This window comes from Spirochaeta cellobiosiphila DSM 17781 (assembly GCF_000426705.1).
In the GTDB taxonomy this organism is placed as follows: domain Bacteria; phylum Spirochaetota; class Spirochaetia; order DSM-17781; family DSM-17781; genus Spirochaeta_E; species Spirochaeta_E cellobiosiphila.
Window position 1 is genome coordinate 18,701 of the sequence record NZ_KE384557.1, and the last position, 17,014, is coordinate 35,714.

General features: G+C 35.2%; 19 protein-coding genes. All 19 read left to right on the forward strand.

The genetic code is table 11. The annotated features are described in order from the left end of the window. Nucleotides 1-21: 21 nt before the first annotated feature. The 19 genes from ftsZ to flgE are packed head-to-tail and all read left to right on the forward strand — an operon-like array spanning nt 22 to nt 17,009. Nucleotides 22-1,200, forward strand: coding sequence for a cell division protein FtsZ (ftsZ, locus tag K345_RS0114995; protein ID WP_028974863.1), 1,179 nt, complete (start codon nt 22-24; stop codon nt 1,198-1,200). 7 nt (nt 1,201-1,207) lie between these two features. Next, a complete protein-coding gene (locus K345_RS0115000; protein ID WP_053228359.1) occupies nt 1,208-2,089 on the forward strand; it encodes a site-specific tyrosine recombinase in 882 nt (293 codons plus the stop codon). 15 nt (nt 2,090-2,104) lie between these two features. Beyond that, nucleotides 2,105-2,824: a tetratricopeptide repeat protein gene (locus tag K345_RS0115005; protein WP_028974865.1), complete on the forward strand. Its 720-nt coding sequence runs from the start codon at nt 2,105-2,107 to the stop codon at nt 2,822-2,824. Beyond that, complete coding sequence (gene dprA / locus K345_RS21305) at nt 2,817-3,719, forward strand: DNA-processing protein DprA (protein WP_053228360.1); 903 nt, start codon at nt 2,817-2,819, stop codon at nt 3,717-3,719. Before K345_RS0115005 ends, dprA begins: the two co-directional genes overlap by 8 nt. Next, a complete protein-coding gene (gene xerA, locus K345_RS21310) occupies nt 3,720-4,655 on the forward strand; it encodes a site-specific tyrosine recombinase/integron integrase (protein WP_053228361.1) in 936 nt (311 codons plus the stop codon). Then, the gene (gene hslV, locus K345_RS0115020; RefSeq protein WP_083963799.1) at nt 4,645-5,181 is read left to right on the forward strand and encodes an ATP-dependent protease subunit HslV; all 537 of its coding nucleotides are present in this window, start codon (nt 4,645-4,647) and stop codon (nt 5,179-5,181) included. The genes xerA and hslV overlap by 11 nt, the downstream gene beginning before the upstream one ends. Beyond that, nucleotides 5,181-6,515, forward strand: a complete 1,335-nt coding sequence (gene hslU / locus K345_RS0115025; protein ID WP_028974867.1) for an ATP-dependent protease ATPase subunit HslU — start codon at nt 5,181-5,183, stop codon at nt 6,513-6,515. Before hslV ends, hslU begins: the two co-directional genes overlap by 1 nt. Nucleotides 6,516-6,574: 59 nt before the next feature. Continuing rightward, nucleotides 6,575-6,994 (forward strand): flagellar basal body rod protein FlgB, encoded by a 420-nt coding sequence (gene flgB / locus K345_RS0115030; protein WP_028974868.1) that lies wholly within the window; start codon nt 6,575-6,577, stop codon nt 6,992-6,994. 7 nt (nt 6,995-7,001) lie between these two features. Continuing rightward, the gene (gene flgC, locus K345_RS0115035) at nt 7,002-7,460 is read left to right on the forward strand and encodes a flagellar basal body rod protein FlgC (RefSeq protein ID WP_028974869.1); all 459 of its coding nucleotides are present in this window, start codon (nt 7,002-7,004) and stop codon (nt 7,458-7,460) included. Between the two features lie 6 nt (nt 7,461-7,466). After that, nucleotides 7,467-7,796, forward strand: a complete 330-nt coding sequence (fliE, locus tag K345_RS0115040) for a flagellar hook-basal body complex protein FliE (protein WP_028974870.1) — start codon at nt 7,467-7,469, stop codon at nt 7,794-7,796. 29 nt (nt 7,797-7,825) lie between these two features. Then, a complete protein-coding gene (fliF, locus tag K345_RS0115045; RefSeq protein WP_028974871.1) occupies nt 7,826-9,535 on the forward strand; it encodes a flagellar basal-body MS-ring/collar protein FliF in 1,710 nt (569 codons plus the stop codon). Between the two features lies 1 nt (nt 9,536). Beyond that, entirely contained in the window at nt 9,537-10,577 is a 1,041-nt protein-coding gene (gene fliG / locus K345_RS0115050) for a flagellar motor switch protein FliG (RefSeq protein ID WP_028974872.1), read from the forward strand. 23 nt (nt 10,578-10,600) lie between these two features. Further along, nucleotides 10,601-11,512, forward strand: a complete 912-nt coding sequence (gene fliH, locus K345_RS0115055) for a flagellar assembly protein FliH (protein WP_028974873.1) — start codon at nt 10,601-10,603, stop codon at nt 11,510-11,512. 25 nt (nt 11,513-11,537) lie between these two features. After that, a complete protein-coding gene (locus tag K345_RS21315; RefSeq protein ID WP_037572846.1) occupies nt 11,538-12,896 on the forward strand; it encodes a FliI/YscN family ATPase in 1,359 nt (452 codons plus the stop codon). Continuing rightward, on the forward strand, nt 12,883-13,326 hold the full coding sequence (locus K345_RS0115065) for a flagellar export protein FliJ (RefSeq protein WP_028974874.1): 444 nt from the start codon (nt 12,883-12,885) through the stop codon (nt 13,324-13,326). Before K345_RS21315 ends, K345_RS0115065 begins: the two co-directional genes overlap by 14 nt. A 3-nt stretch (nt 13,327-13,329) precedes the next feature. After that, nucleotides 13,330-13,953, forward strand: coding sequence for a periplasmic-type flagellar collar protein FlbB (locus K345_RS0115070; protein ID WP_028974875.1), 624 nt, complete (start codon nt 13,330-13,332; stop codon nt 13,951-13,953). Between the two features lie 19 nt (nt 13,954-13,972). Continuing rightward, entirely contained in the window at nt 13,973-15,172 is a 1,200-nt protein-coding gene (locus K345_RS0115075) for a flagellar hook-length control protein FliK (protein ID WP_028974876.1), read from the forward strand. 8 nt (nt 15,173-15,180) lie between these two features. Further along, nucleotides 15,181-15,624, forward strand: coding sequence for a flagellar hook assembly protein FlgD (gene flgD / locus K345_RS0115080; protein WP_028974877.1), 444 nt, complete (start codon nt 15,181-15,183; stop codon nt 15,622-15,624). Further along, entirely contained in the window at nt 15,621-17,009 is a 1,389-nt protein-coding gene (gene flgE, locus K345_RS0115085) for a flagellar hook protein FlgE (protein ID WP_028974878.1), read from the forward strand. Before flgD ends, flgE begins: the two co-directional genes overlap by 4 nt. Nucleotides 17,010-17,014: the final 5 nt, after the last annotated feature.

Sequence of the window (17,014 nt, forward strand, 5' to 3'; positions counted from 1 at the left end):
AATCATGCCTTGGGAGGGGATATGAATATAGAAATAATTGAAGGAAATACAAATAACCACACCGTTATTAAAGTAATTGGTGCTGGTGGTGGCGGTACTAATGCTGTTAACAGAATGATAAAGTGTGGATTAAAAGATGTAGATTTTATTGCCGCAAATACTGATTTACAGGCATTAGAAATGTCGATGGCTGAAACTCAATTGCCATTAGGTTCTAAACTTACTGGTGGTTTGGGTGCAGGTGGAAAACCAGAAATTGGTGAAAAAGCTGCAGAAGAAGATCTTGATATCATTAGGCAAGCCCTTAATGGTGCTGATATGGTTTTTGTTACAGCTGGTATGGGTGGAGGAACCGGTACGGGTGCCGCACCAGTAATTGCTAAGATAGCAAAAGATCTTGGAGCTTTAACAGTAGCCGTAGTCACTAAACCTTTTAATTTTGAAGGTCCAAGAAAGATGAGGATAGCAGAAGAGGGAATAAAAAGATTACACAACGAAGTTGATACTCTAATTACCATTCCGAATCAGTATTTGCTAAAAGTGGTAGAGAAAAACACCCCTATTCGTGATGCTTTCCTTAGAGCTGATGATGTCCTTCGAATGGGAGTACAAGGTATAAGTGATTTAATTACAGTTCCAGGTGAAATCAATATCGACTTTGCAGACGTAAGAACTATTATGGAAGGACAGGGAGATGCCTTGATGGGTGTTGGAATAGGTCATGGGGATAATCGTGCTGTTGATGCTGCAACTTCAGCCATAAATAACCCACTACTTGAAGATGCCTCGATTAATGGTGCAAAAGGGTTGTTAGTCAATGTAACTGGTGGACCAGATTTCTCAATTTCTGAATATCAAGAGGTAATGGAGATTATATCTGCAAGTGTTGATGATAATGCGATGGTTATTCAAGGTACTGCTACAAATGAAGGTCTTGAAGATGAAGTTCGGGTAACAGTAATTGCTACTGGGTTCAAAAAACATGATGGCGTTTTTGAAGAGGACAAATCTGCAACGACAAAAGAGGATAAATCAGAAGTATTATCTTTTGATGAATGGGAAAATATGAACAAAGGATTAAATTATGGAAAATCCCCTTCTGTGGATTTTCTACAAAACAGAAACGCAGATGAAGACAATTTGTCCATCCCCGCATACATAAGGAATCGGAAAAGAAATTATAAACAAGGGGAATTATGAAACATAGATGATGATTAATAAAGCTTATGAAATATATTTAACACTAGAGAAACATCTACAGAAACGTTCAGTAGAAGAATACATACGGGATGTAAATGAGTATGTAACATTTCTTAATGAGAATAATCTTGTCATAAGTGACTTCAATATTACTGATTTAGAGTTGTATATTTCTAGATGTAAATCCCGTGGATTATCATCATATGCTTTAGCTAGGAAAATAAGTAGCTTAAGAAGCTTTTGTAGATTTCTACAGCTCAAAGAATACAGAAATGACAATCCTTCTACGTTTTTGGAACAGCCAAAAAAAGGGACCATTTATCCTACTGTTTTTTCTGAAGAAGAAGTAGATAGTATTTTGGAACTCATCGATTTATCAAAACCAATAGGTATTAGAGATAGAGCTTTGTTTGAATTAATATATTCCTGTGGGCTAAGAATATCTGAAGTTGCCTCTTTAACTATGGAATCGTTATTTCTAAATGAAGGAATAATAAAAATTCGAGGTAAAGGTGACAAGGACCGTTATGTTCCTATTGGAGATGCTGCCATATATTGGTTAGATGTTTATTTAAAAGATTCTCGACCTAAGCTAATGAAATCATCGTGTTTATCTACATTCTGTTTTTTAAACAATAGAGGCCAAGTATTAAGCCGCAAAGGTATTTGGAAGAATTTTAAAGCATTATTACAAAAAGCTAATTTAGAAGGAAAAGTACATACATTAAGGCATTCTTTTGCGACTCATTTGTTAAAAGGAGGTGCTGACTTAAGATCTGTTCAAGAACTACTTGGACATGCAGATATTTCAACTACTCAAGTGTACACACACTATAATACAAATGAGTTGGAAGATCAGTATAGGAAATATCATCCTTATGAGAATTAAGAAGTCAGATTTGATATGAAAAAATTGCGTATATTAACATTTATCCTATTATTGTTTGTTGGTTGTAAAGATACAAAGGGTAATGCTCTAAAAATATTAACTGAAACGGAGGATTCTTCTGATCGCTATTCTTTTGAATCTGATGTATCAAGTGAAAGAATAAAAGAATTAAAGGATCAGATTAATAATTGGCAGAATCTTGTTGATCAGAAAGTGGAAGCAACAGCTAATATTGGTTATTATTACAAGCTTCTCGGAGGGACATATTTTGAAAATGAAATGTACGGCCCTTCATTAGAAGCTTTTCAGAAAGCAATAAATATTTATCCTGATAATTCAATACTTCATTTTAAAGCAGCAGTTTCTTCAGCAAAAATTGCAAAGTCATTACCATCAAACTCATCTTTGGAATATTTTAAACTTAGCGAAGAGTACTATAAAAAAGCTATACAAAGGAATCCTCAATACGGTGAAGCTTTATATGGTTTAAGTATTCTATATATATTTGAATTGTCAACTCCGTTGGAAGCTATTCCTTTAGTTGATAAATTGATGTCAATTCGCGAGTATAATATGGAAGCGTTGTTTCTTCGGGCACGGCTATATGTTATAACTGGAGATATCGAGAAGGCTGTTGACATATATGATCAGATTATAAAGACTTCAAAAAATTCAGATAAGAGGGAACAAGCTCAACAAAATAAAAAAATATTATTGGAAAAATGGAATGGATAATTTTTTAATTGCTCTCAGTTATTTAGAATTTCTGAGTTTTGAAGAACGCTGTTTGATTTTTGATACTTTTGATTGGGATAGTTTTAAAAAGATTGAATTGTCAGATTTGCAACAATTAATAGGTAGAAATATCAAAACCAAAGCAAAATTGGGAAGTGAACTAATAGAGGAAGTACAACGAATTGAGAGCATTATTTCAGATCAAGAGATTGGAATTCTAAATTATTGGAAAAAAGAATATCCTCCATTATTAAGAGAAATAGTAAACCCACCTTTTAATATATTTTATAAGGGGACAATGTCTGAAAATACTGTGAATTCTCTTGCTATTGTTGGGACGCGAAAACCGAGTGAATTAGCTAAAAGGCGTGTTTATGAATGGAGCGAATACTTAAGTAGAAATGGAATTAATATTGTCAGTGGACTAGCTTTAGGAATTGATTCTGCTGCGCATTATGGCTCTGTTAATACTAAAGCACCAACAACAGCTGTTCTGGCTAATGGTGTAGATTATGTATACCCTAAAGTAAATAAGATTTTGGTTCAAAAAATCTTAGAAAACAAGGGATGTCTGATCAGTGAATATGTTCCTAGTACAGAACCTCGACCTTTTAGATTTCCAGCTAGAAACAGAATAATAAGTGGGATTTCTAGAGGCACCTTATTATGTGAAGCACCCATTAAATCGGGAGCCCTAATTACTGTGGATTATGCTTTAGAACAAAATAGAGATGTTTTTGTTGACAAAAGAAGCTCGCTTAATATTAATGGCGAAGGATGTTTGAGATTAATATCTCAAGGGGCGCAATCAATACTGGAGCCTGAAGAAATCCTAATGAATTGGAATTTAGAAATACACAATGATATAGCACTAAATACCAAGGAGAATAACTAGATGTCTGTAGGAGATATTAGTAGTCTCAAACAATTAGCTCTTCAGTATATCAGACACTTGAGTGCAATAAAACATTATTCTGAACACACTGTTATAGCATACCAACAAGATATCGAAGAATGGATTAGGTACTTAGAAATAAATGGTCTTCAAGAAGATAGTTGGACTGCTTCCCTCTATATAACTACATTAGTTGGAGAAAATAAAAAATCGAGAACAATAAACCGGAAAATATCAGCCCTTCGTAGCTTTTATAAATATTGTAAAAAACACTCTCATATGGAAAGTCCTTTTGAATTAATAGAAAATTTGAAAACTCCAAGACATTTGCCGGATTATTTATTCTATGATGAAATTCAGAAATTGATTGATAATTGTGATGATTCTTTTGAAGGTCTTCGCGATAGGTTGTTAATAGAAGTGTTGTATTCAAGTGGTATGCGTATTTCTGAAGCATTGAATTTAAAACAAAAAGAGATAGGTTCTAATAAAATTAAGATTAAAGGAAAAGGTAATAAAGAAAGATATGTCTTCATTGGAAACAAATGTAGAAATACCATGGAAAGATATTTAAATAAAGAAGAGACACGCTTGTCAGATTATCTATTTATGGATAGTGATGGTAGGCGCTTGTCTTCTCAAAAGGCGAGTAGTATTATAAAATCACTCGCTGTTAAATCTGGATTAAGAAAGAATGTAACACCCCATGTATTGAGACATTCATTTGCAACACATTTGATGAATGAAGGTGCTGACTTAAGAATAGTTCAAGAACTGCTAGGTCATTCCAATCTTTCAACAACACAGATTTATACACATATGTCAACGAATCGTTTGAATGAGGTATATAGAAATGCCCATCCTCATGGGAGAGGGCTTAGTCGATTACCAAAAATTGTTCATGAAAAACTAAAGGATGGAGTTAATGGAAATTAGAGGGACTACTATCATAGCTGTGAAAAAAAAGGATAGTGTAGCTATGGCTGGAGATGGTCAAGTAACACTAGGCAACACAGTTATGAAAGGAAATGCTCGAAAAGTCAGAAAAATATTTGGGGGTAAAGTATTAATTGGTTTTGCTGGAGCAACGGCGGATGCCTTTACTTTATTCGAAAAATTTGAAAATAAACTTAATTTGTATGGTGGAGATGTGAAACGTTCTGCAGTTGAACTTGCAAAAGATTGGAGAACAGATCGTGTATTAAGGAAACTTGAGGCGATGATGCTAGTAGCAGATAAAGAGAATCTCTTACTTTTGAGTGGAACAGGTGATGTTATAGAACCAGAAGAAAATTCCATAGCTATAGGTTCAGGAGGTAGCTTCGCCTATGCGGCTTCTTTAGCCTATATGGATCAAGAAACTGAATTATCTGCAGGCCAAATTGCTTCAAAGTGTATAAAAATTGCAGGCGATATTTGTATTTACACTAATCAAAATATTACTTTGGAGGAACTAGAATAATGGCTCACAATGTGGAAGATATGTCACCAAAAGAGATCGTTGAAGCATTAGATAAGTATATTATTGGTCAGAATAGAGCTAAAAAATCAGTAGCATTAGCTGTTCGTAATAGAATAAGAAGACAGAAACTATCAGAGGAATTGCAAGAAGAAATAGCTCCTAAGAATATTATAATGATAGGGCCCACAGGAGTCGGAAAAACAGAAATTGCTAGACGTCTTAGTAAATTGACAGGGGCACCTTTTATAAAAGTAGAAGCTACAAAGTATACGGAAGTTGGATATGTTGGCCGAGATGTCGAGTCAATGGTGAGAGACCTAATGCATTCTGCTGTCGCAACTGTAAAAGATGAGCTGAGGTATGGTATTGAGGCTAAGGCTGAGGAAAAAACCGAAGAAATCTTACTTGATCTATTATTACCTGGAAGTAAAAAAGACGAATCTACTGTGGAAGGATCAGATACTAGAGATAAGTTTCGACAGATGCTTAAGGACGGGAAATTTGATGAAAAACAGGTCGAGATAAATGTTTCTTCAAAAGGCAATATGCCTTCTATTGAGATATTTTCTGGAACCAGTTTTGAAGAAATGGATATGAATTTAGGTTCTTTAGGTAATATATTCGGAAACAAAAAGAAGAAGAAAAATGTATCAGTATCTCAAGCTAGGAAGATAATCCTACAAGAGGAAATCGAAAAATTAATAGATTATGATAGAGCCTCTGAAATAGCCAAAGACAGAGTAGAGAACTTGGGTATCATATTCATTGATGAAATAGACAAAATTGCTACTAAGCAAGGTAATTCAAGTGGAGACGTGAGCAGGGAAGGAGTTCAAAGAGATATTCTTCCTATTGTTGAAGGTAGTAAAGTTAATACCAAGTTTGGAATAATTGATACCTCACATATCCTTTTTATTGCAGCAGGAGCTTTTCATATCTCAAAACCATCTGATCTTATTCCTGAATTACAAGGTCGTTTTCCTATTCGTGTGGAATTGGAAGAGTTAGGTGCTGAGGATTTTGAAAAAATATTGACTCAACCCAGAAATGCTCTCATCAAACAATATCAAGAATTGTTAAAAACAGAGGGTGTAACATTAGATTTTACAGTAGATGGAATCAAACGGATCTCGGAAATAGCTGTACAAGTCAATACTCAGACTGAAAATATAGGTGCTCGTAGATTACACACAGTACTGGAAAAAGTTTTAGAAGATGTAAGTTTTTGTGCTCCCGATCTGATAGGGCAAGTTATCCCCATTACACCTGAATATATAAATGAACGGATTGGTGATATTGTAAAAAATGAAGATTTGAGTAGATATATTTTATAGAAACACTAAAAAAGAGGTTAATCCCATCCGATAAGAGTGTATGAAGGAGGATGTTTTTCATGTTTGAAGGTAATAGTTTTGGTAAGACAATTGGAATATTGCATAAATCAATGGACGTTGGTTTATTGAGGCGACAAGTTATTGCTAACAATATTGCTAATGCAGAGACTCCTGGTTTTAAGAGATCAGAAGTTAATTTTGAATCTCAGTTAAAAAGAGCCCTAGATTCAGAAAAAACTGGTGGAGCTTTTGAACCTCTAATGAATAATCCTCTTCATATGAATTTTGATAAAAAATTAGATTGGAATACAGTACAGCCAAAAACGATCCTGGATTCATCAAGTAGTGTTAATAATAATGGTAATAATGTTGATATTGAAGAAGAAATGATGTCAGCATTGGAAAATCAGTTATTATATCAGACTCAGACTGATGCTGTAGCAGGTCTATTTAAACAAATTAATATAGTGTTAAGGTAGGTGAATTATGGGAATGTTTTCCTCAATTAATATAGCATCCTCTGGATTAACAGCTCAAAGGTTACGTTTAGATGTAATTGCAGATAACATAGCAAACGTTAATACTACTAGAACTCCAGAAGGTGGTCCTTTTAGACGAAGTCGTGTTATCATGAAATCCAGAGTTAATCAACCTTATTGGCAAGGCCCTTTTGTTCCAAAAGACTTAGATAATGGGCTTGGGAAGGGTGTAAAAGTTGAGAAGGTTGAAAAAGATTATGACTCTGAATTAAGATTAGTGTATGATCCTACACATCCAGATGCAATAAAGGTGGGGCCTAAGGCCGGTTACGTAGAATATTCAAATGTTAACTCAGTTAATGAAATGGTGGATATGATATCAGCAAGTAGATCATATGAAGCCAATGTTGCCATTGTTAATGGATCAAAAGAAATGTTTATGAAAGCATTGGATATTGGGAGATAAAGATAAATGAGTTTCCTGTCATCAAATCAAGTAATTGGTAACAACATGGAGATGTTTAGATCTAATCCTAAGCACTTTGATAAAGAAGGACAGATTGGACTTGATGAAAAATCTCGGGGGGGATTTGATTCTGTCTTAATTGATGCCCTTCAAAATGTTAATGATACACAAATACAGTCTGTTTCTTTAGCGCAACAGTTAATAACGGATCCTGATACAGTGGATGTTCATGATGTTTCGATAGCGTTGGCTGAAGCAAATATGACCTTGAGTTTGACAAAACAAGTTGTAGATAAAGCTATTTCTGCATATAAGGAGATAACCTCCTTGAGGTAGAAAGAATAGTTCATTCTTGGGAGGGAAGTATGAACGAATGGATAAAAAAAGTCTTAGATCAAGTAAAGAATCTTTGGTCTAAATGGAGTTTAATTCAAAAACTCATTCTCGGCGCTGTAATTCTTGTGGGATTTGGTGCAGTCTTGTTTTTGGTACGTTTTAATACTACTCCAAGTATGACTCCTCTTTTGGGCATACCAATAACTGATCAACAGAAAAGAGACTCTATTGGTATCAAGTTGGATGAAGAAGGTATTCCATACACTATCACCGATGATAACCGTATCTTTGTTGAAGATCCTGAAAGTGCCAGGAGGGCCAAATCTATTCTTATAAGAGAAGATTTGATGCCTGATAATGTAGACCCCTGGGATTTATTTGATCAGGATAGATGGACTTTAACTGATTTTGAGAGAAATGTTAATTTGCAGCGGTCCATTGTTAAAAGTCTTGAACAACATATCTCCGCATTAGATGATATAGACAGTGTGAATGTTAATTTAGTAATTCCAGACGATGCTCTTTTTGCTGAAGATCAAAATCCCGTTACTGCTTCTGTACAGATAACACCAAAACCAGGTTCAGATATTATCACAAATCGTAAGAAAATTGAAGGTATCGTTAAACTGATACAATTTAGTGTTGAAGGATTAAATGAAGATACTATTGTAATAACAGATCAACGAGGTGTAATGCTAAATGATTTTACTGGCATGGAAGATATGGATCGTATTGAACAAGCTAAAAGAGAGTTATTGGTTAAGAAAGACTTAGAGAATAGATATAAAAACACTATTTTGAAAGCATTACAAACTATATATACATCAGATCGCGTTCAAATTATAAACCTGGATATAGATTTAGATATGGGGAAGAAAACAGAAAATACTGTTGAATATTTTCCAATAACTATGCAACCAGATGATCCTTCCACACCATACAGTGAACTTCAAGTTATAGAATCTACTCCCTTAAGTGAGCAAAAAAACGTAAAGGAATATGAAGGGACAGGCTTTAATCCAGAAGGGCCTTCTGGACAAGAAAGTCAAACTCCTCCTGGGTATAAGGATCTAGAAGGTTTGGTTGGGCGTTATAGGGATAACTCAGAAATGACGAACTATGCTGTAAACCAGAAAGAAAGTAAGGAAGAAAAAAGTCCATGGACAATTAAAAGGGTCACTATTGGTGTTGCCTTAGATGGAAAGTGGGAACGCAAATATGATGATAAGGGTCGTCCATTACTTGATAGTGATGGTTCTTTATTACGTGAGTATACACCTGTCTCTGACAATGATCTTAAAGCTGCGAGGGCTCTATTAGAACCAGCAATCGGATACAATCAAGACCGTGGTGATTTAGTGTCGGTTCAACATATTTCCTTTGATCATACAAGTCAATTTGAAAAAGAAGATGAAGCTTATCGTAAACGTCAACAACTACAGCGAACCATTATCGGGGCTATGATAGTTATAGCTATAGTTTTAATAGCCTTTATAGCATTTAGATTAGTCTCTAGAGAAATGGAGAGAAGAAGACGTTTAAGAGAAGAAGAATTATCCAGACAACATCAGGCTATGCGGGAAGCTGCACTTAGAAGTGCTGAAGAAGAGGGCGTTGATGTTGAGATGTCAGTTGCTGAAAGGGCTCGATTGGAAATGCAAGAGAATGCGATAAATATGGCAAGGGAACATCCTGAAGATGTCGCTCAATTAATAAGATCTTGGTTAGCGGAGGAGTAATATGGCAAAGCAGGCCAAAGGTGGAAAGAAATCATCCGTTAAAGAAGATCTCAATGGTCGACAAAAGGCGGCTATTTTTCTTGTAACTCTTGGATCGGAAATTTCAGCGGATATCTTTAAGCATTTACGGGAAGATGAAATAGAGGCTTTGACTTTTGAAATAGCCAGATTAGATGCCGTCAACCCTGAGCAACGTGACATGGTGTTAATGGAATTTCAAGAACTAATGATGGCTCAGGATTTTATTACTTCCGGTGGTATCGATTATGCGAGAGAATTATTAGAAAAATCACTAGGTTCTCAGAAAGCTGTAGATATAATAAATAGATTGACGTCTAGTTTACAAACTAGACCTTTTGACTTTATAAGACGTACAGACCCTGCCCACTTATTAAACTTTATACAACAGGAACACCCTCAAACTATTGCATTAATACTTGCTTACTTGGAACCTAATAAGGCCTCAATAATTCTAGGACAATTACCTCATGAGATACAATCTGATGTTGCTAGAAGAATAGCCACAATGGATAGAACTACACCTGAAATCTTACGTGAAGTAGAAAGGGTTCTAGAGAAAAAGCTGTCGACCTTGTCATCTGAAGATTACACACAAGCAGGTGGTGTTGAGTCTATCGTTGAGATATTGAATCTTGTTGATCGATCAACGGAAAAAACAATCATAGAAAGTTTGGAAGAAGACGATCCAGAATTAGCAGAAGAAATCAAAAAGCGTATGTTTGTCTTTGAAGATATTGTTATGCTTGATGACCGTGCAATACAAAAGGTTCTTCGTGAAGTAGACACTAATGAATTAGCCAAAGCATTAAAGGCAGTTGATGCAGAAGTTCAAGATAAGATTTTTAGAAATATGTCCAAGCGTGCTGCTGCTTTGCTAAAAGAAGATATGGAGTTTATGGGTCCCACTAGACGAAAGGATGTGGAAGAAGCCCAACAGAAGATTGTTTCCATTATTAGAAAACTCGAAGAACAAGGTGAAGTCGTTATCGCAAGAAGTGGAGAAGAGGATGTTCTTGTGTAAGATAAGGATTTGGGGAGGATCAAATGGCTAAGAATGTATTTAGGCCCATTGAGATAACTAATTTGACAAATCAAAAAGTATCAATAGCTCCTCCAGAAAATCCATTTGAAGAAGTTGTTGAATTAGTTGAAGAAGATGAATATACAGGGCCCACTGTTGAAGAGCTAAGGAAAGAAGCTGAGGACTACAAAAAATCATGGGAACTTGAAAAACAGGCTATGATTAACTCAGCTCAAGCGGAAGCTGAATCTATGATAAAAAATGCTGAACAGGTTGCCTTTGATCGAGTAAAAAATGAAAATGAAGAAGCTCAGAAAATAAAAGAAGCAGCTGAGGTAGAGGCTAGTAAATTAATTGAAGACGCCAAATATAACGCTGAACGTATAGAAATAGAAGCCAAAGACAAAGTTAAAAAAATCGAAGAAGAAGCTTACAATACTGGTAAAAAAGAGGGATATGACATCGGCTATGCTGAAGGTCAGGCTGAAGTTGAACGTTTAATAAATCGTATTAGAGTTATTGTAAATAAACTCATTGAACGTCGAACAGAGGTTATAGAGAGTGCTGAGACTCAGATCATCAATTTGGTTATTTTGATTGCTAAGAAAGTAGTAAAGGTTATATCTGAAAACCAAAAGAATGTTGTTATTAACAATGTTATTCAAGGTCTGCGTAAATTGAAAACAAGAGGAAATGTTGTTGTTCGAGTTAATATGTCGGATTTAAAAATAACAACAGAGCATATACAGGATTTTATATCTCAAATAGAGAATATATCGGCCATTAGTGTAATGGAAGATACTACCGTAGAGAAGGGTGGTTGCATCATAGAAACTGATTTCGGTCAAATTGATGCAAGGATCTCAAGTCAATTAAATGAAATTGAAGAAAAAATAATTGAGCTAATGCCAATTAAATCTCGAACGGAGGGGTGAGGTGAGCACTCAAACTTCTTTTGAGATGTTTTCAAAATATGAATCAGTTATAGAAAAGATGGATTCGATTAAATTCAAAGGCCGTGTAACAAAAGTACAAGGACTAATGATTGAGTCAAAGGGACCTCAAGCTGTAGTTGGGGAATTATGTCAGATTGATGTACCTAAAGGAGCTGGTTCTGTTTGGGCGGAAGTTGTAGGGTTTAATGCGGAAACAGTCCAACTAATGACCTACAGTGAAATGGATGGTTTAGAAATTGGTTGTGAAGTGACTGCCATGGGTGAATCGTTAAATATTTATGTCTCCGATAAATTACTGGGAAGAGTCCTTAATCCTCTAGGACAACCAATTGATGGACTAGGGGATGTTGGCTCCCAAATAAAATATCCCTCCATTGCTTCTCCTCCTGATATGCTCAATCGTAAATCAATAAAAGAACAAATGGTTACAGGAATACGATCCATCGACGGCTTTCTTCCTATTGGCAAAGGGCAACGAATGGGGATATTTGCAGGTTCTGGTGTAGGTAAATCAACTTTGTTAGGGATGATTGCTCGGAATACAAAAGCAGATATAAATGTCATTGCCTTAATCGGTGAAAGAGGACGTGAAGTTCGTGAGTTTATTGAAAATGATTTGGGAGAGGAAGGGTTAGAACGTTCAATTATCATTGTGAGTTCTTCAGATACCCCACCATTAGCAAGGTTAAGAGGAGCCTATACTGCAACAGCTATTGCAGAATACTTCCGGGATCAAGGTAATGATGTTATGTTATTGTTTGATTCTGTAACTCGTTTTGCCAGGGCTCAAAGAGAAATAGGTTTAGCCATTGGAGAACCGCCTGCTACCAGAGGGTATACTCCAAGTGTCTTCTCAACCTTACCAAAGTTACTTGAACGTTGTGGTACCAATGATAAAGGAACTATAACAGGTTTTTATACTATACTTGTAGATGGGGATGACATGGATGAACCCATTGCGGATACGGTTAGGGGAATTTTGGATGGTCATATTGTTCTAAGTAGAAAGCTTGCTAGTGAATATCACTATCCCGCTATTGATGTTATGAACTCTGTAAGTCGGTTACAATCTAAGATTACAAGCAAAAATATTCAAAATATATTTGGGGTGTTACGTCAAAATTTAGCTTTGTATGAAAAAAATGAAGATTTGATATCCATTGGAGCATACACAAAAGGATCAAATCCTAGTGTTGATAAAGCTATAGAAAAGAACACCCTGATCAATGATTTTCTTCGTCAAGATGTGTATGAAAAAATTGTAATGTATCAAACATTAAGTGAAGCGGCATCTATAGCTGATATTCCTCTTACCGATGAGGATAAATCTAAATGGGTGGTAAGTGATAATGAAAAAATTTAAGTTTAGATTTGAGCAAGTATTGCAACTACGAACTTATGAGGAAGAAGAGTGTAAGTCGCGTCTGGTTCAAATCAATTCTGAAATTAACAAGATTCGGGAAGGTCTTGAACATTTGGCAGTTATAAAGAAAAAAAATACTCTAAATATCGTCTCAGATAAAAGTGATATTAATTACAGAAGAAACATCGATTTATATGATCAGAAAATACAGCTTGATATTGAACATCACCTACTACAGTTGGCCAAGCTTGAAGAGCAAAAAGTTATTTTGAATAAGGAATATATTGAATCGAGAAAGGCCTGTAAAACCCTGTTGAATTTACAGGAAAAAGAAATTGAAATATATAAAAAAGATTGGCTCAAATATGAAGAAAAACAAATTGATGACCTTGTTACGACCCGTACAGGGACATATAAAAAGGAGTCTTAAATCATGGCACAATATGGAAAAATCAATTTGTTGCCACGAATATTGGTATTCATGTTATTGATATTTCTTATGTCAATTATAGGTCTAATATGGTTTGACTATCTTGGAGTAATTGATACAAGAGAAGAATTTTCCCCTTTACTTGAACTTGTAGGCGTAAAAAGTGCATCACCAATAAATAACTCCTCTGATCCTTACTTACTAGATAGGGACCGCTTATCAAAACTCCAGGACGCAATCAAATTACAGGAAGAAGAATTAGACCTTAGAGAGGCTGATTTAGATAGTCACGAGCTGGAGCTCAAGCAAATCTCTGATGAATTAACGGAAAAACAAAAAGCTCAAGAAGATAGAGAAAATTCGTTTAATGAAAGAGTAAGATTGTACGATGATAAGAAAGAGAACATAAGAGAGAATGCTAGGAAACTAACTGGTATGCCACCGGCAGAGTCAGTTGCTATTCTTTTAAGAATGGATGATCAATCTATTATTGATCATCTTAGGACTACAGAAGAAATAGCACAAGAAGAAGGAACTTCTTCCTTAGTTTCTTATTGGTTATCTCTAATGCCTTCTGACCGGGCCGCTGAAATTATGAGGAAAATGGCTAAGAGACCCGGTAGTTAGATATATACCGGAGGTATGCATGAGTGATCTTTTAGTCAAAACGACTAAAACTGAGCCTAACCAGAAAAATAAAGAAAATTCTCTTGTACAATCAAAGAATACTAAATCACCCTCTAAGGAACATAAAGGCTTTAAGGCTAAGCTTCTTAAAGCTTCTGAAAAACTCTCTGTGACAAAACTTACTAAGAGAGACCTAAAAGGTGACAAAGAAAAAGTTTCTTTACTTACTCAAAAGAATAAAAAAGAAAAAAAACAATCTATTAAGACTGAACTCTTAAATGACACTGGTAAGAAAAAAGAAAAGGAAAATAGCAAAACCTTAGAGGAAGAATCAACTAAGCTTATTAAAATATTTTTACCAGAAGATACATTCTCAAAACAGGATAAGAAAAGTGCAAATGGGGAAGCTGAAAAAACAAGTAACATAGAAATGAATACAAAATCATTTTTATTAAATAAAAATGAAAGGGATGTCAAAAATAAAAAAGAAGCTTTACTTACCAAGTATGGGGGGTATCGTAAGGTTTCAAAAAAAGTAAAGTTAGTTGTTCAAGATAAGAGGAGCGTAGAAAGTTCCAAGAACATAAAAGTATCTACAGATAAGTCTCATTCAACTAAATTTTCTAAACCACATATACAAACCCCTAAAAACATTTCAAGTTCGTCACAACAGGAAGAAGCTCATGACATTGAAATCGAATTACACAATGACTTAGTTGATGGTAATGAAATATCTGTAGAAGGAAGTGGAAAAAAAATAGAGGTTTCAAGTAGCAAACAATTTGCAACAGTACTTAAAGATCGTTTAGATAAAAGCACAAATAACCAAATTGTAGATCAAGCCAAGTTTGTATTAAAAGATGGCAATGCCGGGGAAATAAAGCTAATTCTGAAGCCCGAATCTTTGGGACGAGTAAGAATTCAAATAGATATGCATGAAAAAAATATAGTTGGCAAAATATTTGTCGAAAATAATATTGTGAAACAAGTGTTTGAAGATAACATGAGCAGTTTGAATAGAAGTTTTAATTCTGCTGGTTATCAAACTTCTATAGATGTAGAAGTTGGCGGTCAAGGGCAAAAGCAATATCAGCCCCAGGAAGATAGAAGTTCAAGAAAATTAAACAAACTTCATATCACTGATATTGGCAATTCTGTTCCTGAGACATTAAAAAGCGGACGAGAGATAGGGGAATCTCTTATTAATTTGATGGCATAGGAAATAAAATGAATACTAACTTTACAATGAATGGACCTGAGGCTTCGATAAATAAAGCTCAGGTAGATAGCTTCAATAAAAGTCTTGGTAAACAAGTTGATCAAACTTTGGATAAGGATGATTTTCTTAAGATTCTTATCTCCCAACTTACAAATCAAGATCCAACACAACCAATGGAAGATAAAGAGTTTATAGCTCAAATGGCGCAATTTTCAACATTAGAACAAATGACGAATATAAGTCAGGGCTTTTCAAAACTATCCTCTGTTATGAACTCAGCTCAAGCCATGAACTTGATTGGTAAGACTGTTGATGTCCAGGATGGTGACGGTATTATTTCTGGTCAAGTATCTGCTGTTACCACAGGAGATTATCCACAAATAAGAATTGGAAGTAAATATTACGATTTTAGCAATATCACAACTGTGATGAATGAGGAGTCTTCATTATGATGCGATCACTTTATGCTGGTGTATCCGGTCTACAGAATCATCAAACCAGAATGGATGTCATTGGTAACAATATAGCAAATGTAAATACCACCGGTTTTAAAAAAGGACGAGTAAACTTTCAGGATATGATTTCTCAAACCTTAAGTGGTGCTGCTAGACCTACGGAAGAAGTGGGAGGGGTTAATCCTCAGCAAGTAGGGTTAGGTATGACTATTGCCACTATAGATACTATCCATTCTCAAGGAAGTTTACAGTCTACTGGTGTTAATACAGACTTAGCTATTCAAGGAAACGGTTTGTTTATTCTAAAAAATGGTGATAAGAGCTATTATTCAAGAGCTGGTGCATTTGGAATAGATGAAAATGGATTATTAGTGAATCCAGCAAATGGAATGAGAGTTCAAGGCTGGATGGTAGAAGATATTGATGGACAAAGTTTTCTAAATACATCGAGAGATGTGGAAGATCTTGTTATACCTGTAGGAAGCAAGGATCCCGCTGCAGCTACTTCAGAGGTGAATCTGGCTTGTAATTTAGATAAGAGGACTCCTGAAATACCTGAAGGGGCAACTGCTGCTGATATTCAAGAAGGAACCTGGACTCTAGATAAAAAGATCTATGATGGCTTTGGAAATGAACACAGAATGACCATTAACTTTACTAAAGTCAATGGGGTTAATAATCAGTGGCAAGCAACAGTTGTTATTGATCCTGATTCTGAGATATCTACAAATCCTACTTTAGATATTGGTGGAAATGGAAATGATGGGAACACCTTTATCGTTGACTTTGATAATCTAGGCGCTTTGACTAATGTATCAGACGGACAAGGTGATGCATTAAATCAGGGAACAATTCAGATTCCTGTTAGTTTTGATGTTCTAGATTCTACACCTGATGGTACTGGAGCCGTAGAGCGTCAAACCTTTAATTTAACCTTAGGGGAAATAGGATCATATACTAATACTGTTACCCAATTTGCTGAGACAAGTTCTACAAAAGCATATAAACAAAATGGTTATCCCATGGGATATCTTGAAAACTTTAAGATTGATCAAAGTGGTATTATTACAGGTGTTTATTCAAATGGTACTAATAGGGTGATGGGCCAAGTAGCACTAGCAAGTTTTACTAATCCTGGTGGTCTAGAAAAAGCTGGAGAATCTACTTTTGTAGAATCAAATAACTCTGGTGAAGCTAATATTGGGCCAAGTGGTATAGCTGGAAAAGGAAAATTTATTGCCGGAGCACTTGAAATGAGTAATGTAGATCTAGCAGAGCAATTTACAGACATGATAGTGACTCAAAGAGGTTTTCAAGCAAATAGTAAAACTATTACCACATCAGACCAAATGCTTCAGGAATTACTAACCTTAAAGAGATAGAGTGG